Here is a 24,727-nt window from a genome sequence, read left to right as displayed (position 1 = left end):
ACCCCTCCGGACAGCTTCAGCGGATCGGCAAGCCTCGAGTCAATGCAGTGCTGTAAGCGCCGGCGGCCCGCGGCGCCGTAGCTCGTGCTGCACACCAGCGGAGCCGGGCGACCGGCGGCGGAAAATCCGATCGCCGATCGAGCCAGGACAACTGGACGAGCGGCAGCACCATCCCGCGCCGGTCGCTGCTGGCGGGCAGCCGCATCGGCTGCTGTCCAGCAGCAGGGTGCGGTGTCGATGCCCGCCACCCACGGCGACCTCAGAGGTCAGCAGCCGACCGGTAGACGGGTCAACACCGACGATGACCCGGCTGGTCCCGGCCGTGATCTGGAACGTCAGACTGGTGCGGCCGACAGGGTCGACGGTCACGCCGGTGCTGGTAAGACCGGGCAGCGTGGCCAGCACCCCCAGCACAGCGGCGCGCTGGCCGCCATCGAGGTACCGGACGGTCACCAGATCGGTGAGAACCGCCGCAGCCGCAGCACCGCCGACGTCGCCGCCCGTGCGTGCCGCCACCCGCGCCGCAACCACGCCTACGTCGGCGGGAACCGGATCCCCGACGGGCGAAGCCAGTTCGCCCGGCCCGTAGCCGACGCGCGTGGTGGCAGCGGCGCGCAAAGCTCGCTCCACCGTGACGGCGTCAGCACCCCCGGGTACGGACGCGCGGCGTTGCGTCACGATGCCAGCGCCGGTTGCGATGATCCGCCGCTGCGACTCGAACACGACCGACCGGTCGCCGATCTCGACGTACCGGCGGACCCGCACGCAGCTGTCGCCGGAGATGTCGCCAGACGGTAGGTCTGCCGCTGCGGACCGGATGCGGCGCGCCAGCTGCAGCAGCTGCTCCCGCGGACCCAGCGTGAGCAGACCCGGCTCGACGACTACCGTGACCGATACGGGAGCCGGTGCCCGGCCAGTGCCGGAGGCGAGAGTGACCGCGGTCGCCGCGAGCAGCACCACGATCGGCGGCGCAGCGACGACGGCGGCGTGGATGATGGTTGACCGCGGAGACCGCGACCTGCCCAACGCGGTCACGGCCTCCCCGGCGGACATGCCGCGCCGATGACCCGGTGTCTGACCCCACCAGGAGCAGCATGCCGATGCGATGACACGCCACGGGAACGGCGGCACCGAAAGACGGGTCACCACGACGGCTCCAGGCAGACGAAACTCCCGGCAGCGCCGCGAATGCGGCCCACACCCTCGGTGCGGCTGCGTCGACGGCGACGCCGAACGCACACCGCCACGTGATGTTCATCTGTCGCCGGGCCGGCCACGAGTGGGTTCGGCAACTCCGGCAGCACCGGCGTGCCGCCGCCCGTGCCGCCGCCGGTCGCGGCGAACGCGGCAAACGCCTGCCGCGATGTGCGCGCGGCCTCCCTGGCGCGGCCGCAAGCGCGGAGCATCGCGGCGAGGTCGAGCAGCATGGCCACGCTGTGCAGATCTGCGGCTCCGTGCGTGGCCGACCAGCGCCACCAGGCCACCTTCAGGCGGGCGATCCCAGCCTCGCAGTACCCGGCGGCGTATTCCGTGGCGGCGAGCCGCACGCTGGCGGTGACAGCTGCCGCCGCAAGCGCCCCGGCCCGGCCGGTCAGCAGATGCCGCAGCCGGCACGGCGCACTGATCGCCTCGGTCAAGACGACATCGCGGCGCGCGTAGCGATGACCGCATGCGCCGCTGGCGGCGACCCAACGTGCCGCACCCCCACCGATGGCGGGCAGAACAACACTGTCAGCGCAGGCTGGATCAACAGGCGAACACCCGCGTGTCCGCCTAGGTTGCTGCTCAGGTGCTCGGCTGGTAGGCACGGGCTGGCACCGGGTCATCGGACGCCCCGATCATCACCGACAGAGGCTGCAGTGAGGGCGCGGTCGAGGCGGCGAGCGCAGATCGCCCGGTGCAGGATCTGGCTTGCGGCGAGCGTGGCCAGAAATTCGTGTCGGGCGCCGCTCACCGCACCGGCGGCATCGGTGTCGGCGCCGAAGTCCAGGTCGGCGGTGTCGATGACGACGACGGCTTCGTCGGTCCGGCCGCAGGCCAGCAGCATGCTCGCGACCTGTAACGCCAGCGGCTCCGACACCATGCCAGTCGGGTCGTGGCGGGTGCTCCACCGCTGCCACGCGGCGGTGGCGTCCCGGATTGCTTCACCGCACCGGCCCATGTCGTGTAGGTGCGCGGCGAGCGTGATCCGGGCTTTCAGGTGCGCGTCGACGTCGCCACGGTCCAGGTGCAACTGGATCACGTCGCGGCGTAACGCGTATGCCTCGCTGTGCTGGTCACGGCTGGCCAGGACCAGCGCGAGCGTCTCGGTCGCCTCGATAGCGGTCGGATGGTCGATGCTGTGCAGGGTGCGGGCCGCCCGGTAGGCGTAGCGGGCCCACGCGACATCGTCCGCAACCGGGCCGGACTGTGCCCCGGAGGGTGCCGCGGATGCCGGGTCGGGTGCCGGGTCGGGTGATGGCTCGACAGCGCGGGCGTACAGCAGGGCTGCTCTGATCAGCAGGTGGTCGGGGCAGGCGATGCCCGGGTCGACGCCGCCGAGCGGACCGGCGAGCAACTCGATGACGTAGGCGTCGTCACCGCCGTGCTCGGCCAGGTCCGCGGCGATACGGACCGCTGTCGCCCAGTCGAGGGTGACCGAGGTCGGTGCCGGCGGGCCGGCTGCCGCGGGGTTGCCGCGCCGTGCGCCGCCCGTACGGTCGGGGGTTGAGCGGTGCTGCGTCATCGGTGACGGCCGCTTCCAGGAAGTGTGGTGGTTGGACGGTGGCAGCGGCTGAGGTTCGTGAGGTGCCGCCAGACGTTGGTCGTGTGGTCGTAGAACGCCGGAACGGCGCACCGGGAGTCGCAGCCGCTCACGTTCAGCGGTAGCAGCACGGCCGCGCCGGCGGGTGTGCCGGCGAGGGCGTGCAGCGCGCGGATGACGGTGCCCTCGAACCCGGTGACACCGGACGGCGGCAGCAAGCCGGTGGCGTGCGACAGGTCGCCGGATCCTTGCTGGTGGCGGCGGCGTGCACCGTCCGATCGGCTGCTGCCGGCGTCGACGGCGGCAGGTGTCCCGGAGACGCTGGGTCCGGTCATCGGCGTCATCGGGCACCGCTGCTGGTGATGGTGATGTGCTCGGCCGGGCATGGGGTGCCCTGGGCTGTGCAGTGCCGGGCGAGAGCCGCCGGGGTCAGGGCCGGAGTCAACGCGCAGGCTCGGACGTGGGCGCGGGGTTCACCACCGGCGTCGGGTACGACGTGCACGGCATGGGAGGTGATGTCCTGGTCGCCGTGGCTGACGGCGAGGCCGTACAGGCGGTTGAGGATGACTGTGACCGCTGTCGACGCGGCGTGTGCGGCGAGCGGCGCCGCGCGCCGGGCGGCGAGGGGAGCGGTGCGCATCGTGCTCGTCACGATCGGCTCCCGGTACGACCGGACCGCGCCGTGTCGTACCCGGTGCCGGCTGTCGGCGTGACCGGTTCCGGTTGGCGAGGCGTCGGTGCGGGGCGGCGGCGACCGGCCCCTCCGCGGGGGCGCAGCACACCGGCCGAACCGAGGATCAGGTGGGCGGTGCCGTAACCGCAGCCGACCGCAGCGGCCACCTGACGAATCGACTGATGATCTTCGACATATCGACGAATGATGTCCTTGGCGACGTCGGGGCTGTCCCACCGACGGCCGCGGCCAGCGCCGCGGTGGTGCCCGTTCGGCTGCGTCATGGAACCTCCGCATCGTCGATCGGGTGTGCGGTGGCACACGCCGTTGGCTGGCTGAAGTGGGCGTTGACAGGTTGGGCCTGCGCATCGTCGGTCGGGTGCGCGGCGGCGACCGCCGCCATCCGGACCATCTGCGCGGCGGGACAGCGCCGTCGGTGGGACGCAGCGGTCACTCGACAAGCCGCGGGGTGCGCCACATCGGCCAGAGCCGGGGGCCGCCGTCGGGAAGCTGGATGGGTTCGCCATGGTCGGTGTAGCCCCTGCGCAGATACAGCACGCGGTTGGACAGGCTGGACGCTTCAAGGTAGGCGGGTATCCCGGCGTAATCGAGCCGGTCGTGGTGGTCGCCGAGCAGGGCGGTGCCGAGGCCGCGGCCCTGCTGGTCCGGGTGCACGGCGAGGAACGCCAGGTGATGGTGCGCCTCGGCAGGGTGGCGCGCGTCGAACGCGGCGTCCATCGTCCGGAACCGGGAGGTGTAGGGGTAGCAGGCCAGCTGCAGGCGCCGTTCGTAGTCCGGGATGTCCGGCAGCGGGGTGGTACGCGGGAACCACACCGCCACGGCCGTGCGGTCCTCGTTCGTACGGACCATGCCGTGCTGGAGTGCGTGCTCGACGACGATGCCGAAGTTGCCGCGCAGCACGTGCTGCCGGCTCGTCGGTTCCGGCACCAGCCACCGGGCCGGGTCCAGGTCGTGGAACGCGGTGGCGATCAGACCGGCCAGGTAGTGGGCGTCGCCGGCGTCGGCGTCCACGCTCGTGAGAGCGGTCGGCGCAACGCTCGTCGCCGGGATCTGCGGCGGGTTCATCGGGTCGGCTCCGTCACGCTCGCGTGACCGATCGCGTGACCAGCAGTGGGGCCGGTTGTGGGGCGGGTCGCGGCGGTCGTGTCCCGGTCCGTGCTCGGCTCAGCGGTGCCGAGTTCGACGATCGCAGCTTTGGCGCCGAATCCGATCCGGGCGTAGACGTCCGGGCGAGCGATCTTCAGCACGAGCCCCCACACGACGCCGAGTACCGCGACGGACACGTAGACGGCGGGGATCACCCACCGCAGCGGCGAGTCGGGGGCGACGCCGAGCAGCGTGTCGAACTTGACGGTGGCCAGGACCACGATCGTCAACAGGGCGGCCGCGGCCAGCAACGGCGCGATCCACCGCTGCCAGACGCTGTCCAGGGTCCGGTTGCGGGCGAAGTAGACGATGACGGCGACCGCGGTGACGGTGACGAGCAGCAGCACCCCGTACCCGCCCGCGGTGCCGACGGTGAAGAACAGGTGCACGAGCGGGTCCCAGCCGGCGACGGCGTAGGTGACGATCACCGCCAGGCCGGTCAGGCTCTGCAGCAGCGACCCGCTGCGCGGCGCGCCGGACCGCGACGTGATGCCCAGCCACGCCGGCAGGACCTGCTCCCGGCCGAGCGCGAACGCGTACCGGGCGATCAGGTTGTGAAACGAGATCAGGGCGGCGATCACCGAGGTGCACAGCAGCGCCCGGCCGATGTCCGCCACGGGTGCGCCGAGATGCTGCGCGGCGAGGCCGAACACGACCTCCGGCCCCTGCTCCTGCGCCGCGGCCACGATCCGGTCCGGACCGACCCCGACGGTCATCGCCCACGACGAGCCGGCGTACAGCGCGGCCATCGCGCCGAGCGACACGAACGTGGCGGTCCGAATCGTCCGGGTGGGGTCCTTGGCCTCCTCCGCGTACACGACAGCGGACTCGAACCCGACGAACCCCAGGATCGCCAGGACCAGCCCCGCGCCGATCCGCGCGTCGACGAGGTTGCCCGGGGCGAGCGTGTCGAAGGTGACCGTCCCGCCGGCGGGATGCAGCAGATCCGCGGCGTCGAACACCAGGATGACGGCGACCTCGGCCAGCATCAGCACGGCCAGGACCTTGCTGTTGACGTCGACGCGCATCACGCCGAGGACCGCGACCAGCAGCCACGCCGCGAGAGCGATCACCCACCACGCCAGCTGCACCCCGAACCACTGACCGATCAGCGGCTGCGTGAACAGACCGATCGCCCCGTACAACGCCACCTGCAGCCCCGTGTACGCGGCCAGCGCCACCCACGCCGCGCCGACCCCCATCGGCCGGCCCAACCCCCGGGCGACATAGGCGTAGAACGCACCAGCGTTCGCCATGTACTGGGCCATCGCCACGTACCCGACCGCGAACACGGCCAGGACCGCCCCGACCACCAGGAACGCCTGCGGGATCGCGGTCACCCCGGTCACCGCGAACCCGGTCGTCACCAGACCTGCCTGCACCGTCAGCGGCGCGACGGCGGACATCACGAAGAACACCACCGACCACACACCCAGACGGTTCTTGGCCAGCGTCCGGGCAACGAAATCAGCACTAGGCGACGCAGCAGATCGCATCACAACACTCCAAGCATCGAAGAAAGAATGGAACCGACGACCACAAGCAGGCCCGAACCGCGCCAGCGCCGAGGTCGACGTGTCGTCGCGAGTAATCGAGAGCGACGAACTTGGTGTGCAATAGGACGGAGCCAGCGGCTGGGCTGCGCGCCTCAGCAGGAGCCGTTCGTGGGGAAGCCGTGTAACCGGCGAATCAACGAGCAGCGAGTACCGCATCCCCCAGCGATGCCTTGACGTATGCCAGCAGATGTCTCAGTGACCGGGGCAGACCGGCCAGCTCCGCCTCCAGCCGGGCGGTGCCCGCTCCACGTAGCTCCGATTGCCAGATCACTGTGCTGGTCAGGCCGGCAGCGTCGACGAGCCCGGCCAGCACGACGTCCTGCATGCTCATCGCTTTGTCCGAGGTGAGCTGGCCCGCCAGCCCAATCGGCACCCACGCCACCTCAGTGGAGTCGACCGGCCAGTACACGACGCGTCGACGCAGGAACCGGCGTTGCTCCTCGCGCCCCCACAGCCCGAACCAGACCAGCCGCTGTCCCACGGCGTCCGTTGCTTCGGTGGCGAAGAAGGCCAGCCAGGTCGCTACCTGGCGGTGCTGCGGCTGGTCGAGCAGTTGCGCCAACGTCTGATGCGCCAGCAGGTCCTCCGGCGGCGCTGCATCCAGCACATGGAGCACACCATCGCCGATATCGATTCGCCCGAGCAGCACCAATTCGCCGAGCAACGCACCCGCCAACGCAATCCCCAAGGCGCGAGGCGACAGCAGCTGCCGTCGGTGCCAGTCCTGGCGAGCAATGCAGAAGAACTGATCAGCCAGCAGCATGGCGATGCCTCCCTCTACATGCCCAAATGCGTCCATCTCGGTTCGGCCGGGCAATGCCGGCCGGCGCCAGAACGGCAGGACTCACGCAACCCGGACCGTCCCAGGCACATCAGGTCACCTGCAGTTTCGACGACCGACGGTGAGCCACAGCCCGGTCATGTGTGGGACTCGCAGCTCAACGTCGGCCGATGTCTGTCACAGGTTCTGCCGCGCGTCGTATTGGGACAAGTCGTCGCGGTGATCGGGTCGACCAGTCTCGCGGCCCGCTACGACAACCGACTAGCAGAAGTAGTCACCGACGGGCAGGTCCACCTTCAGGGCCGTTCCTCAGGCGAGAGGTACAAACGCCAGACGGCCTGGCTCGCGGGCTTCTACTCGAACACCACAGCCGCTACTGTGCGGATGCAGGTAACTGCAATGGGAGACAGGATGGGGTTGACCGGATGACACGCGAGGATGTCCCGCCAGCCGTCCTGGAACATCCAGAAATGCGTGCTGCCCTGGCCCGTCATGACTTGAGAACCGTCTATCAGCGGTTGAACGCGGCCGGCCTGTCCTATCGGAGCATCGGCTCGCTCACCGGTCAGGCGCCCTCCGAGATCTACTCGGTGCTCCATAAGGGCCGTCAGGTCAGCTCATACGACGTGCTTGTCCGTATCGCCGATGGTTTCGGTGTGCCGCGCGGCTACATGGGCCTCGCATACGACGCCACGACCGACGTAGCCCTGGATCTCACTGCGGCGACGTGCTCTGCCGACGCCGAGGAGCGCGAAGAGGTCCGCAGACTGCTCGGGCACGCCGCCAACGTCACCATGGGCGCCGCCGTCCACGAAATTGCCCGCTGGTGGCAACCAGTCGAGTCCGAACGCACACCCGTCCCCGAAAACGTTGGCGCCGCCGATGTGACGAACATCGAAAAGATCACCGCCACGATGCGGGTGCTCGATTACCGGTACGGCGGTGGCGCCTGCCGCGAGGCAGTCGTTGCGCAGGTGCGCTGGGCACAACGCCTCCTCACCGCCCAAGGCAGTGACGATGTCGAGCGCCGGCTGCACCAAGCACTCGCCGACCTGCACAACCTGGCGGGCTGGACCTCGTTCGATGTTGGACTGTTCACCGCCGCCCGGAGTCACTTCGCACGAGCACTCGAACACGCCAAGCTCGCTGAGGACGCTTCGCTCGTGGCGAATGTTCTGTATCGGATGGGTCGCCTCCACCTGCATCGCGGCTTCCACCGCGACGCTCTGCGGTTCTTCCAGCTCGGTCAGATAGCGGCTCAGGACTCAGGCTGCGAGCTCACCGTGGCGCTGTTGTGTGCCAACGAGGCGTGGACCTATGGTCTTCTCGGCGATACGAGGCAGGCCATCAAGTCCATTGGCCGGGCGAACGACGAGTTCGGTCGCGCCGAAGCCGGCGCGGCGCCGATCTGGGTTCGGTTCTTCGGGGCGGCCGACATACGGGCTATGACCGGCATGGTCTACGCCTCGCTCCCGATTTCCGAGGACGCTGATCACGTCGATCTCGCGGTCGACCATCTCGCAGCATGCCTGCAGCTGCGCACCGACGCCGAGACTCGCAGCCGGACCTTCGAAATCACGGCCTTGTCCACGGCGCATCTGCAACGTCACAACCTGACCGACGGAGTCACCCTCGGGCACCAGGCCCTTGACCTGGCCGAGCAGGTTCGGTCAGTCCGTACGATCGACCGGCTGACCCCGCTACGCGACGCTGCCGCGCGGCATCCCGACCGTTCGGACGCGCGCGACCTCGTCGACAGGATTGCTACCCTTCAAGGGGTATGACACCCCACGACACCGCCGCCACGCCGGACCGGCTGACCCCTGCGGCCCTCGACGCCATCCTTCGGACCGTAGGTGAGCAGCTCGGCATCGACGTCAGCGGCGCCATCCTGGTCAAGTTCACCAACAACGCGGTGTTCCGTCTTGCCAGCACTCCAGTCGTGATCCGCATCGCCGGCTCGGAAGCGATGCGGCGCAGGGTGCCGAAAGTCGTCGCGGTCGCGCGCTGGCTCGCCGAACAGAACGCGCCAGCCGTTCGCCTCCTGCCCGACGTCAGCCAACCGATCGTCGTTGACGGCCACCTCGTTACGGCGTGGCGGACCGTGGCAGAAACCGGTGCCCGACCTACGGGCCATGATCTTGCAGCGATGGTTCGCCTCTTCGAATCTCTTCCCACGCCCTTGTTCGACCTGCCGGCGTGGAATCCGTTCATCGAGATCTGGCAGCGAATCGATGACGCCGACGGTGTAGCTGATGACGACCTTGCCTTCCTGCGAGACCGCACGACCCAGGTACAGCGAGAGCTGGCCGACGTGCAGTTCGCACTGCCGTCGGGCGTGATCCACGGCGACATATTCACCGGCAACCTTTTGATGAGCTTCGACGGACCTGTAATCTGCGACTTCGACTCAACTAGTCTCGGGCCACGCGAGTGGGACCTTATCCCAGCGGCCGTCGGCAAACTCCGGTTCGACTACCCAGGCAACAATTACGACGTCCTCGCCGCCGACTACGGTTTCGACGTCATGCACTGGGATGGGTTCCCGATACTCCAACAGATCCGTGAACTCAAGCTCGTCACAAGCGTGCTGCCGATCCTGAACACCAACCCGCGCATCCGCGACCAATGGACATTTCGGTTTAACAGCATCAGGTCCGGCGACTTCACTGCCAAATGGACAACCTACAGTTGAATCGATCTAGCGGACCGATCGAATCAGTACCGTCATCGACATTAGCCATCGAGTTTCAGGCGCCCACCCCAAAGAAGCAATTCACTGGCCAAGCGTCATCGCCCTACCGGGATCTGCTCGCAACCGCCTACCTAATCGAAGGTTCAGGCTTGCCGCGAATCAGTGGGCCGGTTCAGCTTCCTGCGCTCGCGTCCAAGACGGCATCGAAGATGTCGGCGTCGGTCTTACGCTGCCAGTCGGGCAAGTCCGCCCAATCGGCGGTGTAGGAGGGTTTGGGGTCGGGGAAGTGGTGCAGGATCTGCCCGATCCAGCAGAGGGCGACGAACCGGCCTTTCTGTTCGCGGCTGAGTTTGGCGGCGGCGCCGTCGGTGAGTTCGGCGAAGGTTCGGATTTGGCGTTCGACGGCGGCCGCGGCGGCGCGTTCCCATGCTGGGGTGTCTTGCCACGGAGTGATGTAGCCGGGTTTCGGCTCGCCGGGGAAGTGGGCGCGGACGCCGGTGATCCAGGCTTCGCGGAAGCGTTGTCCAGGCTCGACGGCGGTGGTCACAGGGTTCCTCCGGTCAGTGCGGTGATGTCTTCGTCGAGGCGCCGGACGTGCCGGTCGGTGTGGAACGGCACGAGGTGGTGCTGCAGGTCGTGCAGGCGGCTGCGGATGACGGCGGAGCGGGTGGCGCGGGCGGTTTCTACCGCGGCGCTGCCGTAGTGGACCATCTGGGTGGGGTCGCGGCGAAGCGCGCCAACGGTGGCGAGGCTGGTCAGTACGCAGCCGTGCCGACGGGCAGAGAGCCGACCAGCGAGCATGTGGGTGAGGATCGGCTCGGCGCGGTCGGGTTCGCCGAGGCGGAGCAGGACGTTGGCGCGGTCTTCGTCGAGGCGGCTGCCGTCGAAGCGGAGCCAACCGCCGTTGTGGACGGGTCCGGCCTGGTGGCGGACGGCGTCGGCGTCGTCGAGCGCGGTAAGGGTGGCATTGAGCTGTCCGGTCGCCGCGTAGGCTTGCGCGAGCACCGCATTGATCCAGGAGCGCGTGGACAGCGTCGAGTCGCCATCGCGGGCGATCGCGGCAGCATGTTGCAGCATAGGGATGGCGTCGGCGTCGTGGCCGTCGAACATGCAGACATAGGCGTGTCTGGTGAGAGCGCAGGCCCACAGGTCGGCGGCCATAGCTTCCCGGGCTGCGGTGGCGGCGAGAGTGTAGCAGTGAGCCGCGTCGAGATAGGCGCCGGTATCGAGGCTGATCTCCCCCGCGAGCTGGAAGAGATCCGCGACCGTACGGCACAGAGGCCGTCGCGCTTCCCCGTCTGGGGTTGTGCGCAGCCGCTCGAGCAGGGCGGCGAGTCGGGTGTGTACGACTGCGGCGAGGTCCTGTTTAGTGTCGGTTGCGGTGAACTGCCGCCACAGCTCGTCCGCTGCATGGGCGTCCTTGTTCACCGTCAGTGGTTGGGGCTCGCCGTCGGTGAGGTGGTGCCAGTCCGCTGCTGGGCTGCTGGCAGCCAGTGTCGTGGCGGCGGTGGCGGCCAGGCGCAGCAGGTTGCGGCGGTTCATGTCCCAAGTCTCCCCGACACGGTCCCGGTTCGCCGAGCCCTGACCTTGCCTATCCAGTTCGGCCAGCCGTGCCAGGGTCGCTGAGGGTGCGGCGGGGCGGACCCACAGCAGATCGTCGGGGAGATTCAGGATCGTCGCCCAGGCGGCCAGCCGGCCGACGTCGTCGACCCTGGTCAAGCCGCGCTCGATCCGGCTGAGCTGGCTTTGACTGAGGTCGAACCAGCCGGCGGCGACGTCTTGGCGGATCGGGCGACCGTGGTCCGGGTGGACGCGGTAGGCCGCGATGAGCGCACCCATGTCGCGGGCGGTGAGCGCGTCGCGGATGCGGTCGTTCCGCCAGAACGTGGCCGGCATGTACGGCGGTTGCTGCGCGAGGTTGCGAGCGCTGACGGCGCAGGCGCCGCATCGGCCGGTCTGGTTGTCGGCGGCCAGGCTGGTGCCGCACGAGCAGTACCGCGACGTCGTGGCCATCGCTGCCGTCCCGTCCTTCACACCTGCGGATTCGTATGGGCCACTGTACGCCAGGCCGTATGCACGGTGTGCATATCCGAGATGCGCAGGACGATATGCCGTCTCCCGCCGGCCGGGCACAGGCTGAAGGCCGAAACGCGAGTGCCGGCCGGTGACGGGCGGCACCAGGCCGAGAGGAGTTCCGGATGAAGACCAACCGGATGGGTCCATCCCTGGTGGGCGGCCCCGGGGAGCAGCAGACGGCGGGCGCAGGCAGGTTCGAGCTCGACGTGCGCCTCGTCGAGTCGGGCGAGCTGGACCGGGTGCTGCTGGCCAGCACCGACGACGGCTGCGACACCCAGAAGAACGGCGACTGCTAGATCGGCGTCGCCGCTGCCTCGTCCGGGCCGCACCTCTGGCCCGGACGAGGCCCCGCGCGAACCGCGGTGTCCGCGCTGCTCGCCGACGGTCACGACTGAGGGTCACTACTGAGGAGGTCCACGGGTGCGGCAACACCGATCGCCATACCGGCCCGTGGATGCGGCCCTGCTCCGGGCCAGCCTCCATGCACCTGATGCCGGCGTCGGTGGGGTATGGCCGCGCCCGGATGAGCCAGGCCCGGGGCGGTGGTGCGACTGGCTACGCCAGGTGTGGAAGCACCCGGAGATCGCCGCGGCGGTCACCTTCGCCAGCCCTGATCTGGCCAGCCGCGTGCAGGCCCTGCTCGACGGGCACGGACAGGATGCCGCGAAGGCGCGCCGGATGGTGTTGTCGGTGGCTCGCTACCTGGTGCGGATGCGTGGCCGCGCGACCCCGTTCGGGTTGTTCGCCGGGGTCGTCCGGATGCCGCTCGCCGATGCGGGGTCTGTGGTGTGGAGCAGCCGGCACCGACTCAGGGTGCGCGCCGACGCGGCCTGGCTGAGTCGCGTCGTCACGAGCCTGGAGTCCAGCCCGCAGCTCGTGGCCCGTCTCACAGTCGCCGTCAACACCCTGGCGGTCGTCCGCGCAGGCCGGCTGATCGTTCCGGCGCCAGCGCTGCTGCCTGGCAAGCCCGGTCCAGCGACGTCGCTGGCATACACCGAACCCGTCCAGGCCGTCCTGCGTGCCGCGCAGACCCCGACCGCCGTCGACGAGCTGCTCCGAGAGCTCTTCCCGGACGACGTCGCAGCGGCGTCGGCGATGCTGCTGCAGCTGCTGGCCGCCGGTGCGCTGGTCACGAACCTGCGCCCGCCGTCGAGTACCGCTGACGGTCTGCGGCACGTGCTGCACGAGCTCGACAGGGTCGACGCGACGTCGGTCGGCGAGGTGGCGCCGCTGGTCCGGGTGCTACGCCGGGCGCACGCCCGGTTGGGCGAGGCGCAGGCTGCAGAGCGGCTGGACGGCGCCGCCTGGTGCGCCGCCGCAGATCAGCTTCGGCGCACCGCCGATGTCCCGCAACCGCTGATGGTCGACGTGCGGCTCGGGTCGGCGGTGACGCTGCCACGCCGCGTCGCGGCCGAGGCTGCCGAGGCGGCCGGTGCGCTGCTGCGCCTGGCCCCGAACGCGGCTGGGGAACCGGGTTGGCGCGGCTACCGGCTGCGGTTCCTGGACCGCTACAGCCTCGGCGCCGTGGTGCCGCTTCTGGACTTGATCGACCCGGCTGTCGGGCTGGGGTTCCCCGACCACTTCGCCGACACGGCCGCTTCCGGGGGCGGGGGTGAGGTGACCGCGCGCGAGGAGGGGCTGCTGCGGTTGGCGCAGCAGGCAGCGCGGGACGGCGTGATCGAAGTCGTTCTCGACGACGCGACGATCGACGCAATGGCCGGCGATCAGGCGACGCAGCCGCGGTCGGTGCCACACCTGGATCTGTGCTTCGATGTGCGGGCGGCATCGATGGCGGCCCTCGGCGCTGGCGAGTTCACGGTCGCGGTCACCGGCATCGGCCGGACCGGGCTCGCTACCAGCGGCCGGTTCCTCGACCTCGTCCACGACGACCTGCGCGATGCCGCGGCCCAGGCGGTGCGGCTGCCGGCCGCGGTCCGCGACGCCCTGCCGGTCCAGGTGTCCTTCCCCGGGCTGGACACCCGAGCCGGCAACGTGCTGCGGGCGCCGCGCCTGCTCCCGGACCTGCTGCCCATCGGCGAATACCCGGCCGGTCCGGGCGATCTCGACCTGGACGACCTTGCGGTGACCGCCGACGCCGACCGGATGTACCTGCTGTCGTTGTCCCGCCGGCGGGTGATCGAACCGGTCCTGGCGAACGCTGCCGCCCGGCACGCCATGCCACCCCTGGTCCGGCTGCTGACCGAACTGCCTCGTGCGGCATCCACGCCCGTTTCCCTGCTCAACTGGGGCGCGGCGGACTGTCTGCCGTTCCGGCCGCGGCTGCGCTACGGCCGGACGGTGTTGTCGCCCGCCCGATGGCGGATGAGCCGCGATGACCTGCCCGGCCCGACCGCGAGCAGCGCGGTCTGGGACGCGCGCCTGGCGGCGCTCCGCGATCGACTGCGTCTACCCGCCTGGGTGACCGCGGGTACCGGCGACCAGCGGCTGCGGCTGCACCTGGACGATCCGATGGACCGTGCGCTGCTCCGCAGGTACTTCGACAAGGCCACCGGGCCGGTCGGCCTGGCCGAGGCAGCAGCCCCGGACGAACACGGCTGGCTCGGAGGCCGTGCGCACGAGGTCCTGCTGCCCCTCACCGCCGAGACCGCGCCAGCCGCTCCACCCGCGGTCCTGCGTGGCCACGGCGCGCTCCGCCCACAGCGCCCGACCGACATCGTGCTGCCGGGCGGACCGGTCCTGACCGCCAACCTCTACGGCCCATCGAACCTCGTCGACAAGATCCTGACCGACCACCTACCCCGGCTGCTCACCGCGTGGGAGATACCGCCCCGGTGGTGGCTGATCCGCCTCCACGACCCGGCGCCCCACCTGCGGCTACGGCTGCACACCGAGGACTACGGGCAGGCCGCCCGGATCGGTGCGTGGGCAGGCGAGCTGCACCGAGACGGTCTCATCGGTGACCTCGCACTGGTGACCTACCGGCCGGAGACCGGCCGGTACGGTCACGGCCCGGCGATGGCCGCGGCGGAGGCTCTCTTCGCCGCGGACTCCGCCGCCGCCGTCGCCCAGCTCCACGCGGGGGCTCGGCTCGACGCGGCGCAGCGGCAGGCGTTGACCGCGGCCAGCCTCGTCGACCTCGCCGCCGCGGTGACCGGTGAGCGTGCCGCCGGCCTGCAATGGCTGCTCGATCATCCGGACCTCGCCCTCCCGGCTGGCCCGCAGGACCGCGCCGCGGTGCGCTACCTGCACCAGCTGACCGATCCCCGCACAGCATGTTCCGCCTTCGCGGCATTGCCCGGCGGAGCGCAGATCCTCACTGCGTGGCAGGCACGACACGGGACCGCCGCCGCCTACACCAGCTGCCTCGACGACGCGACGCATCTGTCCGCCGCATCCGTCCTCACGGCGCTGTTGCACCTGCACCACGTCCGCGTCCACGGCCCGACGCCCGGCCTGGAGGCACAGACCCACCGCCTCGCCCGCGCCGCCGCCCTCGCCGCCACCGCCCGAACCAGCAAGGACCGGTCGTGAGCGTACCGATGATCGACGACGGGACCCGGGCCGCGGCCGAGGCGGCGAGCACACGCCTCACCGAGGCGCTCGCCGATCCGGCACCACCCGAGCTGCACCAGGCAGACGAGCCGGGCAGCCGCCGCTGGCACGGCCAGTCGCTGTACCGGGGCGCCGCCGGCACCGCCGTCCTGCACGGCGTCCGCGCACAGACTGGTCGCGGCGACATCGGCCAAGTCCGGGCGTGGCTGACGGAGGCCACCCGCGAAGACGTCAGCGTCGCCTCGACCGCCGGGCTGTGGTTCGGCGCCCCGGCCATCGCATTCGCGGTCACCACCGGCGGGCCGGACCAGTGCCCGCAGACGCTGCGGCAGCTCGACGCTGCGATCGCCCGGCTGACCCGCACCCGGTTGCAGGCCGCCGCCGACCGGATCGCGGCCGGTGCCCGCCCGGCCCTGGCCGAGTTCGACCTGGTGCGCGGGCTGACCGGGCTCGGCGCCTACCTGCTGCACCGCTGCCCGGACAGCGACCTCATTCGCGCCGTCCTCACCTACCTGGTCCAGCTGACCGATCCCGTCGCGGCGCATGATGAGCTCCGGACGGCCGTGCCTGGCTGGTGGAGCAGCGCAGTGCCGTCCGGCGACACCGCCGCCCGCTACCCCGCAGGGCACATCGATCTCGGCATCGCCCACGGCATCAGCGGCCCCCTGGCCCTGCTCGCGCTGGCGATGCGCCGCGGCATCACCGTGTCCGGTCACGCCGAGGCCATCGACCGGATCTGCCGGTTCATGGACCGCTGGCGGCAGGACGCCCCGGCCGGGGCGTGGTGGCCTGAACGCATCGGCATCACCGAGCTGCAGCGCGGCACCCCGCGGGCGCATGGGCCCGCAAGGCCGTCCTGGTGCTACGGCACGCCGGGCATCGCCCGCACCCAGCAGCTCGCCGCGATCGCGGTCGGCGACCCTGCCCGGCAGCACACCGCCGAACGCGCCCTCACCCGATGCCTGCACGACCGCAGCCAGCTCGCCACGATCGTGGACGGTCGGCTCTGCCACGGCTGGGCCGGCCTCACCCTCACCGCCTGGTCCGCCGCCCAGAACGCCGCCACCGACGAGCTCACCACCCACCTGCCACCGCTCCTGCGACACCTCACCGGGCTCGCCGAGCAACAGCCGGCACCGCACCGGGCCGGGCTCATCGACGGCGACGCCGGCATCGCACTCACCCTGCACACCATCGCCGCGCACCCGTCCGCCCCAGCGCCGTCATGGCCCGCCTGCCTGCTGCTCACCTGACCCCCGACGATCCTGAAAGGCGAACCGATGCCCGATCCCGCCGCCGGCTGGCGCCAGCTCAACCTGACCTTCGACACCTGGCAGGCCGCCGAACGCGCCGCAGCAGAACACGTCGGACCGCTGCTCACCGGCGCCGAGACCGCCGGCACCCTGGCAAGCTGGTGGTACGTGCGCAAGAACGCGACCCGGCGGTTCCGGCTCCAACCCGCCGCCGGCGCGGACGCGCTGCTGGACCAGCTGCTCAAGGAGATCACCGCAGCGGCAGCGGACGCGGGCCTGCGTGACCAATCCACATCGATCTACGAGCCGGAAACGCACCGGTTCGGCGGCGCCACCGCCATGACCATCGCGCACGCCCTGTTCCACGCCGACAGCCGCCACGCGCTCCAGCAGCTCACCGGCGGCGCCGACCACCGCCGCGAGCTCAGCGTCATCCTCGCCACCCGCCTCCTCAACGGCGCCCGGCAGGACTGGTACGAGCACGGCGACGTGTGGCAGACCGTCGCCGCCCACCGCACCGGCACGACATCCGTCACCGCCGACCTGACGCCGGTGCTGCTGGCCTCCGTGCAGCGGCTGCTGCTGGCGACCGGCGACAACGACGACAGCCCGCTGCACATCGCGCCGGCATGGCCCGCCGCGTTCCAGCAGGCCGGCCACGATCTCGCCGACCTCGCGGCCAGCAACCAGCTGACCCGCGGCCTGCGCGCGATCCTCGCCGACCACGTGCTGTTCCTGTCCAACCGGCACGGCGTCTCCGCCGCCGACCAGCACACCCTCGCCACAGCCGCCAGCCACGTCGTCTTCCAGCATGAACCCACCACCGACCACCCCACGGTAGCCCGGCCCCGAACTACAGTCGCCCCGGTGACCACCGACACCACCACCGACTCCAGCACCGCGGACGAGCAGCAGCTCCGCGACGCCCTCGCCGACCACATCCGCGACCGCGGCACCTTCCGCACCGCCGCCGTCGAGGCGGCGTTCCGCACCGTGCCACGGCACCTGTTCCTGCCCGGCGTGCCGCTGCCTACCGCGTACGGCACTCAGCCGGTCGTCACGAAACGCGGCACCAACGGCGCGTCAATCTCCTCGGCATCCAAACCGAACCTCGTCGCCGCGATGCTCGAACAACTCCAAGCCCAGCCCGGCCACCGGGTCCTGGAGATCGGCGCGGCAACCGGCATCAACGCCGCCCTGCTCGCCGAACTCGTCGGCCCGCACGGCACCGTCGTAACCATCGAACTCGACGACGACCTCGCCGCCGGCGCCCGCGCCGCCCTCGACCGGGCCGGCTACCCCCACGTCACCGTCATCTGCGGTGACGGCACCCTCGGCCACCCCAACGCCGCACCGTACGAGCGGATCATCGTCACCGCCGAAGCAGTCGACATCACCGAAGCCTGGTGGCAGCAACTGGCAGCGGGCGGGCGGCTCGTCGCACCAGTCCGGCTGCACGGCAGCGGCCTCACCCGCTCCCTCGGCTTCGCCCACCACCCCGACGGAACCCTGACCAGCAGCCACGCCGAGGTCTGCGGGTTCGTCCCCATGCGCGGCGCCACCACCACCGACGACCCCCACGTCCAGCTCGCCGACGGCGTCGCCCTGCGCCTCGACACCAGCGACCAACCCGACGAAGCCTCCCTCGCCGGCTCCCTGCGCTACCCCGCCCACCAGCACCGCACCGGCATCCACGTCAACGACGAGGACCCCGCCGAACACCTCGACCTGTGGCTGCTCACCCACACCGACCGGCCATTCGCCCGGCTCGCCGTCACCCCCGCCGCCCGCAGCCTCGGCCTCGTCGACCCCGCCCGCCGCTGGGCCGGCGCCGCCATTTACCACGGCGGCACCATCGCCTACCTCACCGCCCACCCGATCACCGACACCCGCGACGAGCTCGGCGTCACCGCCCACGGCCCCGACGCCGCCACGCTCGCCACCACCCTCAGCGAACTGCTCCACCAGTGGGCGCAACACCGGCCGGCCCAGCCGATCGTCACCGCCCACCGCACCGCTCCAAGCGCAGCCGTCGACCGGCGACCCGGCATCGTCGCCCGCACCAACACGCAGTTCCGCATCACCTGGTGAACCCCACGCCGGCCGCCCCATTGCGGCGGCCGGCGACGACCGGGAGGACGCCCCCATGAGCACCACGGCGCAACAACGTTCGACGCCGCTCGGCCCGATCGACGAGCTACTCAGCCTGTACTTCCCGCTGCTGCCCCGCACCCGGCCCGTCTGCCGGCCCCTGCCCGCGCGTATCGAGCACGTCGAGCACGTCGTGCGCCGGGCACAGCAGACGCCTTCGGCGGCGCTGCTACGCGCAGCCGAAGCGCACAACTTCGCTGCACTGATCGCCAGCGACTGCGGCCTGCCCGACCTCGCCCGCAACCTCTGCATACGCCAATACACCGCGATCCGGGCCGCCGGACCGGTCGGTATCGACCACGCGAAACTCACCCTGCAACCGCTGATCAACCTCGGCCGCCTGCACACCCGCGCCGGCGACGGCGACACCGCCTACCAACTCCTGCACGACCTGTTCACCGCCGTCCACACCGCCACCACCGCTCGCATCGACAACGTCGACATCGACGCTGCCGACCTCGTCCACGACGCGCACCGTCCCGAACTGGTCCAATGGCTCTGGGCGATCCTCCTCGCCGACGGCACCCGCGCAATGGCCCGTGCCGGCCGCTGGGACGACGCCGCGCACCACGCCGAACAGCACCACGGCGTCGGCACCCGCCTCCTCGACGGCAGGCAGGTCGCGATCATCGCCGCCCCCGCACACGCAGCACTCGGCATGCTCCACGCCACAGACACCCCAACACCGTGGGAACGCGCGGTCGCGGCCTGCCTCACGACCATCTGCCGCCCCCGCAGCCAGCACGACACGGACCGGGACATCGCCACGCTGCTCGACACCTACCAGGCGACCGACGCCGCGTTCCAGGCACGCCTCGCGCTGACCACCACCGCCCTCGCCACCGGCCAGCCCGGCGCGGCGGCACTCCTCGGCCACCTCGAGCGGCTCGCCACCGACACAACCGACGCCTACATCGCCCGCGACATCCTCACCGCTGCCCACCTCCTTCCGCTGATGGGCAGCACCGTTAAGCACCTCACCCGCACCGTGACCTATTCCGGATTGAGCGCCGGCACCATGCCCCCGGTCCTGCTGCAACGCCTGCTGCAAACCACCCGCACCGCTGAACAGGTGATCAGCGGTACGGTCGAAACCCGCCCATGACGACGTCAGAAGTACCGAAAGCCACCCGTGCGCCGGGCGTCCGACGTACCGTCGACCCTCAGCGTGTGTAGACAGATCGCGTTACTCCTATGCGGACGCCTTCGACCATGCCCCTAGCTGCCGGGGTGCCCGTATCGGCTAATCGGCCTCGGGCGCGGACTATCCGGATTCCTGACACACGGTTTAGAAGGCCGCGTAACCCGACGGTTGTCAGTCGGGGCTGCCGACCCAGTCGGTCCGGTTGGTGAATTCACTGTAGTGAATTTCAACACCGGGCTGGAGCACTTTCGCAGGGCGGCAGCGCAGTTCGATGAGCGCGTACTGGATCGGACGGGCGAAACGCGGGACAGAGATCGTTGTCCGGGGGCACATGTCGGGTAGCAAACGAGCGAGTCGCGTGGTCTTGCCGCCGTCGAGGGTGTAGACGAGCGCGTGGTGGTACCCCGGCTTCGGCCGTTCGTCGAGGTTGATGGCCAGGTTCACGTAGACCGTCGCAGAGGGCGGCGGGGCGGGGAGTAGGGGCAGTTCCATGGTGGGGTGTTTGGCCCAGTCCAGGGTCTCGCTGCTGGTGTCCGTCTCGGCTCTGGGATCGAGCGGGCACCCGCCCAGGCAGGGGTAGTGCGGTGCCGGGGGCGCGCTGTTGGGCGCCGTCCCGTAAGAGAAGGTCGGTGTCTGGTGGGGCTGGTACGGCGGTGCGCTGTACGGTGCTGGGCTGGCGTAGCCGCTGTAGTGGCCGCCGAACGGGGTTGGCGGCGGTGCCGCACTGGCGCTGTTGTAGTGCTCGGCAATGCTGGCGAAGACGCTGTCCACGTCCTGCTGCCGGGGACCGTGCTCACCTCTGCCCGGTGAAGTGCGGCCGTACGCGGGGTACTGCGACGAGACGCTCGCGGCGGTCGGCTTGGACTTGTCAGGTTGAGCGCGGAGCTGATCGGATTCACGCTTCCGGTCGGCAAGATCGATCCGCAGACCGACGTTCTCGGCATCGAGCTGCAGGATTCGTTCTCGGGCCACCGCGAGGTCCTCAATGACAGTGGAGAGCTGCGTCCTCGAGCGCTCCCGCTCGCTGGCCAACTTCAGCCGCAACTGAATGTTCTCCAGCACGAGGCTCTGGTTCTCCGTTACCTCGTCGTGTTCCAAGGCGTCCAGGGCATCGAGGGCATTCAGCGGCGATGTGTTCCGGTTGGTGAACCCACTACCTGACACGCCAGTGGGTGCGGCCGGGGCGGTGTACGCACGGGGCGGCGCGCCGCGCGCCTTGCTGAACAGCGCGGTGAACTGTTCGCGGCAGGCGTCGCGACGTTCAATTGGTACAGCGTGAGCGAGTACCTCTTCGACGGTGGCCCATGGCGGCCCGGCCGGGTTGTTGAAGTGATCGGCGCGGCGGCGGGCGATCTTGCGGAGGTCGGTCTTTCGCGGCTCGACACCGGGATTGGCTGTGGTGAGGACGAGCTCGGCGAGCGTGCTGTAGGTGTCCACGTCGCCGAGGCCGGCCACCAGTTCGTCGCGGACGGCGAGGGTGTAGTCGGCGACGTCGGGCCGAAGCCGCTGCCGCAACTTCTCCCCACTGAGCAGACGGTGGCTGCGGTACGACAGGGCGGATGTCGCCTTGCCGTCGTCGATGTTCATGCCGATGTTCTCCTCCGAGGGGCTGCCGACCTGTGACGTGGATTGGACGGCCGTCACCTTTTGTAGCCGAAAAAACCACCCGGAGGGCTACGAGACGCACCGATCGTTGCCCGCTTTTGACCGGGTCGCGACGACGGGGCCGGTTGACCGGCCGGTCAACACCCGGTTGATATCACCGGGTGGGCGGGCGTCATCGACGACCGCCCAGTCGACCGGGCGGTCAAATCCGAGCCGACCGCCGGAGCCCTTGACGGCTGGCGGCACCGCCAGAAGCCGGTCAACAACGGTCGACGGCGGTGGTCACGGCCTGTTGAACACGGTCAAGGACGTCTGGTCTGGTTGGCGTCACCGCCCCGCCGGGGCGCGCAACATCGAAAGGGCGAACCGTGATCAACCCGTGCACTGACCCAGCCGCTTCCATGCACTCACGCCTTCCGGATGCCCAGGACCAGGACCAGCGGTACCGAAGGCGGCTACTGCGCACGATGAGCAGGACCATGCACTGGCTGCGATGCAACGCCGCGGCGCTGTCGGCGATCGCGGCCCTCATTGCCGCGGTGGCCGCCGCTCTTCAGGCCCTGTAGCCGCACCAAGACACTGGCCCGACGCCTGGCCTCGCGCCGACGCGCGGCACGAGACCCTTCACTCGGTCTTGTTAGGTAGGGCTCGTTGATGCTCGGAGTCCGAGAGCTCGTACCCGGCGGACACAGCCCGCCTCCGCCGGCAAAGGCCGGCCGGGATACGAGAGGGCCTCACCGATGGCGGTGCGCAGGACCGCGATAGGGGTTGCGCGGGCCTCCGTTGCCCCGTGTCGACGGCGGCCTGAGACTGACCCTCTGGCGGCGGATTGGAATTGACCCCTCTCCGTAAGTGTGGAGGGGTGATCAAGTTGGAGGAGTGGGCTGAGATCCGGCGGTTGCACCTGGCTGAGGGTGTGCCGATTAAGGAGCTCGCTCGGCGGTTCAGGTTGTCGCGGAACACGGTCCGGTCGGCGGTGCGGGCGGCGGAGCCGCCGCGGCGTGAGCGTGGGCCACGAGGTTCGTCGGTTGATGCATTCGAGCCGCAGATCCGGTCGTTGCTGGCGCAGTGGCCGTCGATGCCGACTCCGGTGATCGCGGAACGGATCGGCTGGACGCGGTCGTTGACGGTGTTGAAGGACCGGGTTCGGCAGTTGCGGCCGTTGTTTGTGCCGCCGGACCCGGCGGACCGCATCGAATACTCGCCGGGCGAGGTCGCGCAGTGCGATCTGTGGTTCCCGGAACCGGAGATCCCGGTCGGGGCCGGGCAGCGGCGGGTGTTGCCGGTCCTGGCGATGACGTGTGGGCATTCGCGGGTGACGGATGCGGTGATGATCCCGTCGCGGCGGGCAGGCGACATCCTGGCCGGGATGTGGGAGATCGTCGGTGGGTGGGGTGCGTGTCCGCGGACGCTGGTCTGGGACCGGGAGTCCGCGATCGGCGGGACCGGGAAGCTGACGGCGGAGGCGACGTCGTTCGCGGGGACGTTGGGCGTGGGTATCCGGCTGGCGCCGCCACGGGATCCGGAGTCCAAGGGTCTCGTCGAGCGGCGCAACGGCTACTTCGAGACGTCGTTCCTGCCGGGTCGCACGTTCACGTCGCCGTTCGACTTCAACGTCCAGATCAGTGACTGGCTGACGACCCGGGCGAACGTCCGGCACCTGCGCGCGATCGGTGCTTCGCCGGCGCAGCGGTGGGACGCCGACCGGGCCGGCATGGTCGCCTTGCCGCCGGTGGCGCCGGCGGTCGGGTTGACCAACAGGGTCCGGCTGGGCCGCGACTACTACGTGCGTGTGGACAGCAACGACTACAGCGTGGACCCCCGCGCGATCGGCCGGTTCGTCGACGTGTTCGCCAACCCGGCGCGGGTCGTGGCCTCCTGCGCCGGTCAGGTCGTCGCCGAACACGCCCGCTTCTGGGGAACCCGGCAGACGATCACCGACCCGGCCCACCAGGACACCGCCAGGGTGCTGCGCGCCGAGCTGGCGCAACGCCGACGCGACCTCGACCGCGAGGGCACCAGGAGCCACGCTGACGGCCATGTCGTGGCTATCCGCGCCCTGCCCGACTACGACGACTTGTTCGGTGTCGACTTCGATCCCCGCCCCGTCGAGCACCCACTTGCACCTACTACCGCTGAAGGGGTCTCATGACCACCACACGGAGCAAGACCGCGCCCAGCACCACCGCGGCACGGCCCGACGGTTTGACGTCGAAACTGGCCTACCTGGCTCGAGTGCTGAAAACCCCCACCATCGGCCGGGTCTGGGAAGACCTCGCCGACCAGGCCCGGGACGCGAACTCCTGCGTTCCGCAGGTCCCCGTCGATATAGTCGGCGTCTTGGGGTGAAGGCCCAGGTCAACGTGTTGCTGCATGGCGGAAATCGTGAAAATGCCTAGTGACACGCTTGTCTGTCGATGTCCGGCTTGAGCTGCTGATCTATCGCGGGTTGCATAGTCGGTGTACGGTCGTGCCTCGTGTATGTGAAGGCGTCGACGCGCAGGACCCGCGACGGACAGACGGTCCGCTACCTGCAACTGGCCCACAACGAGTGGGACCCGCAGGCGAAGGCGTCCAAGACGCGGGTGCTGTACTCCTTCGGCCGTGAGGACCAGCTCGACGTCGCCGGGGTCCGCCGCCTCGTGGATGCGCTGTCACGGCTGCTGGACCCGGCCGACGCCCTGGCCGCCGCCGCGCCGGCCGGACTGTCGTTCGTGCAGTCGCGGCCGTTGGGCGGGGCGTGGCTGCTGGACGGGCTGTGGCGGCGGTTGGGCATCGACCGGGTCCTGCGGCCGTTGGTGGGTTCCGCCCGGCGCGAGGTCGACGTGGAGCGGGTGCTGTTCGCGCTGGTCGCGAACCGGGCGCTCAAGCCGTCGTCGAAGCTGGCCGCGTCGGAGTGGGTCAACGCCGATGTGCACCTGCCCGGCCTGCCGCACGTGACCGACGACGCCTGCTACCGGGCCATGGACCAGCTGCTCGCCGTGGAGCCGGCGTTGACCCGCGGCGTCTACGACCAGATCGCGGACCTGCTCAACCTGGAAGTGGACCTGCTGTTCTTCGACACCACCAGCACCTACTTCGAGCTGGACGAGGGCGACGACCTCGTCTGGCGTGACAAGCACGGCAAGACGGTCGCCGCAGGTGACCCGACCGCGGTGAAACAGGCCGGGTTCCGCACCCACGGCAAGAGCAAGGACTCCCGCGACGACCTGCCCCAGGTCGTCATCGGGATGGCCGTCACCCGCACCGGCATCCCCGTGCGCGTGTGGTGCTGGCCCAATGCCGTTGCCTTTACGGGTGACGATGGCGGATCCGGGGAGCAAAGTCTGCATCGCGCCTGGTCCCGTGCATCTTCGATGTTTTGGTCGGA

General features: G+C 70.2%; 22 protein-coding genes. 10 read left to right on the top strand and 12 right to left on the bottom strand.

Annotation, left to right across the window (positions count from 1 at the left end):
• Nucleotides 1-39: 39 nt before the first annotated feature.
• From ACZ6TV_RS52585 to ACZ6TV_RS52545, 9 genes are all read right to left on the bottom strand, one after another.
• Nucleotides 40-1,149 carry a hypothetical protein gene (locus tag ACZ6TV_RS52585; RefSeq protein ID WP_465308822.1) on the bottom strand — a complete coding sequence of 370 codons (1,110 nt, stop codon included), beginning with the start codon at nt 1,147-1,149 and terminating at the stop codon, nt 40-42.
• Entirely contained in the window at nt 1,143-1,637 is a 495-nt protein-coding gene (locus tag ACZ6TV_RS52580) for a hypothetical protein (protein ID WP_465308820.1), read from the bottom strand. The genes ACZ6TV_RS52585 and ACZ6TV_RS52580 overlap by 7 nt, the downstream gene beginning before the upstream one ends.
• A gap of 185 nt (nt 1,638-1,822) precedes the next feature.
• Nucleotides 1,823-2,725, bottom strand: a complete 903-nt coding sequence (locus ACZ6TV_RS52575; protein ID WP_465308818.1) for a hypothetical protein — start codon at nt 2,723-2,725, stop codon at nt 1,823-1,825.
• Nucleotides 2,722-3,078, bottom strand: a complete 357-nt coding sequence (locus ACZ6TV_RS52570) for a hypothetical protein (protein ID WP_465308816.1) — start codon at nt 3,076-3,078, stop codon at nt 2,722-2,724. The genes ACZ6TV_RS52575 and ACZ6TV_RS52570 overlap by 4 nt, the downstream gene beginning before the upstream one ends.
• A 5-nt stretch (nt 3,079-3,083) precedes the next feature.
• Nucleotides 3,084-3,395 (bottom strand): hypothetical protein, encoded by a 312-nt coding sequence (locus ACZ6TV_RS52565; protein ID WP_465308814.1) that lies wholly within the window; start codon nt 3,393-3,395, stop codon nt 3,084-3,086.
• On the bottom strand, nt 3,392-3,700 hold the full coding sequence (locus tag ACZ6TV_RS52560; protein ID WP_465308812.1) for a helix-turn-helix domain-containing protein: 309 nt from the start codon (nt 3,698-3,700) through the stop codon (nt 3,392-3,394). The genes ACZ6TV_RS52565 and ACZ6TV_RS52560 overlap by 4 nt, the downstream gene beginning before the upstream one ends.
• A gap of 166 nt (nt 3,701-3,866) precedes the next feature.
• Nucleotides 3,867-4,502 (bottom strand): GNAT family N-acetyltransferase, encoded by a 636-nt coding sequence (locus ACZ6TV_RS52555; RefSeq protein WP_465308810.1) that lies wholly within the window; start codon nt 4,500-4,502, stop codon nt 3,867-3,869.
• The gene (locus tag ACZ6TV_RS52550; protein ID WP_465308865.1) at nt 4,499-6,082 is read right to left on the bottom strand and encodes an APC family permease; all 1,584 of its coding nucleotides are present in this window, start codon (nt 6,080-6,082) and stop codon (nt 4,499-4,501) included. Before ACZ6TV_RS52550 ends, ACZ6TV_RS52555 begins: the two co-directional genes overlap by 4 nt.
• A gap of 190 nt (nt 6,083-6,272) precedes the next feature.
• Nucleotides 6,273-6,902: a GOLPH3/VPS74 family protein gene (locus tag ACZ6TV_RS52545; RefSeq protein WP_465308808.1), complete on the bottom strand. Its 630-nt coding sequence runs from the start codon at nt 6,900-6,902 to the stop codon at nt 6,273-6,275.
• A 443-nt stretch (nt 6,903-7,345) separates the two neighbouring features.
• On the opposite strand from ACZ6TV_RS52545, the gene ACZ6TV_RS52540 reads away from it, so the two are divergent.
• Complete coding sequence (locus ACZ6TV_RS52540) at nt 7,346-8,704, top strand: tetratricopeptide repeat protein (protein ID WP_465308806.1); 1,359 nt, start codon at nt 7,346-7,348, stop codon at nt 8,702-8,704.
• Nucleotides 8,701-9,615, top strand: a complete 915-nt coding sequence (locus ACZ6TV_RS52535; protein ID WP_465308804.1) for an aminoglycoside phosphotransferase family protein — start codon at nt 8,701-8,703, stop codon at nt 9,613-9,615. The genes ACZ6TV_RS52540 and ACZ6TV_RS52535 overlap by 4 nt, the downstream gene beginning before the upstream one ends.
• Before the next feature lie 172 nt (nt 9,616-9,787).
• Here ACZ6TV_RS52535 and ACZ6TV_RS52530 read toward each other — a convergent pair whose 3' ends face one another.
• Complete coding sequence (locus ACZ6TV_RS52530; RefSeq protein WP_465308802.1) at nt 9,788-10,162, bottom strand: hypothetical protein; 375 nt, start codon at nt 10,160-10,162, stop codon at nt 9,788-9,790.
• The gene (locus tag ACZ6TV_RS52525; RefSeq protein WP_465308800.1) at nt 10,159-11,649 is read right to left on the bottom strand and encodes a transcriptional regulator; all 1,491 of its coding nucleotides are present in this window, start codon (nt 11,647-11,649) and stop codon (nt 10,159-10,161) included. Before ACZ6TV_RS52525 ends, ACZ6TV_RS52530 begins: the two co-directional genes overlap by 4 nt.
• A 164-nt stretch (nt 11,650-11,813) precedes the next feature.
• Between ACZ6TV_RS52525 and ACZ6TV_RS52520 the strand changes: the two genes are divergently transcribed.
• The 5 genes from ACZ6TV_RS52520 (at nt 11,814) to ACZ6TV_RS52500 (ending at nt 19,713) form a co-directional block, all read left to right on the top strand.
• A complete protein-coding gene (locus ACZ6TV_RS52520; RefSeq protein WP_465308798.1) occupies nt 11,814-11,987 on the top strand; it encodes an FxLD family lanthipeptide in 174 nt (57 codons plus the stop codon).
• 268 nt (nt 11,988-12,255) lie between these two features.
• Nucleotides 12,256-15,183, top strand: a complete 2,928-nt coding sequence (locus tag ACZ6TV_RS52515) for a lantibiotic dehydratase (RefSeq protein WP_465308796.1) — start codon at nt 12,256-12,258, stop codon at nt 15,181-15,183.
• Nucleotides 15,180-16,457, top strand: coding sequence for a lanthionine synthetase C family protein (locus ACZ6TV_RS52510; protein WP_465308794.1), 1,278 nt, complete (start codon nt 15,180-15,182; stop codon nt 16,455-16,457). Before ACZ6TV_RS52515 ends, ACZ6TV_RS52510 begins: the two co-directional genes overlap by 4 nt.
• A gap of 27 nt (nt 16,458-16,484) precedes the next feature.
• Nucleotides 16,485-18,548: a methyltransferase, FxLD system gene (fxlM, locus tag ACZ6TV_RS52505; protein ID WP_465308792.1), complete on the top strand. Its 2,064-nt coding sequence runs from the start codon at nt 16,485-16,487 to the stop codon at nt 18,546-18,548.
• 55 nt (nt 18,549-18,603) lie between these two features.
• Nucleotides 18,604-19,713 carry a hypothetical protein gene (locus ACZ6TV_RS52500; protein ID WP_465308790.1) on the top strand — a complete coding sequence of 370 codons (1,110 nt, stop codon included), beginning with the start codon at nt 18,604-18,606 and terminating at the stop codon, nt 19,711-19,713.
• Nucleotides 19,714-19,923: 210 nt separating this feature from the next.
• On the opposite strand, the gene ACZ6TV_RS52495 is transcribed toward ACZ6TV_RS52500, so the two are convergent.
• Nucleotides 19,924-21,339, bottom strand: a complete 1,416-nt coding sequence (locus tag ACZ6TV_RS52495) for a hypothetical protein (RefSeq protein WP_465308788.1) — start codon at nt 21,337-21,339, stop codon at nt 19,924-19,926.
• An 880-nt stretch (nt 21,340-22,219) separates the two neighbouring features.
• On the opposite strand from ACZ6TV_RS52495, the gene istA reads away from it, so the two are divergent.
• The 3 genes from istA to ACZ6TV_RS52480 all read left to right on the top strand — a co-directional run.
• Entirely contained in the window at nt 22,220-23,509 is a 1,290-nt protein-coding gene (gene istA / locus ACZ6TV_RS52490; RefSeq protein WP_465308786.1) for an IS21 family transposase, read from the top strand.
• A complete protein-coding gene (locus ACZ6TV_RS52485; protein ID WP_465308784.1) occupies nt 23,506-23,706 on the top strand; it encodes a hypothetical protein in 201 nt (66 codons plus the stop codon). The genes istA and ACZ6TV_RS52485 overlap by 4 nt, the downstream gene beginning before the upstream one ends.
• Before the next feature lie 128 nt (nt 23,707-23,834).
• On the top strand, nt 23,835-24,727 hold an 893-nt coding region (locus ACZ6TV_RS52480; protein WP_465308782.1), incomplete at its 3' end, for an IS1634 family transposase.

The organism is Dactylosporangium sp. NPDC051087 (assembly GCF_055586325.1).
This window is presented reverse-complemented; position numbering and strand designations above follow the sequence as displayed.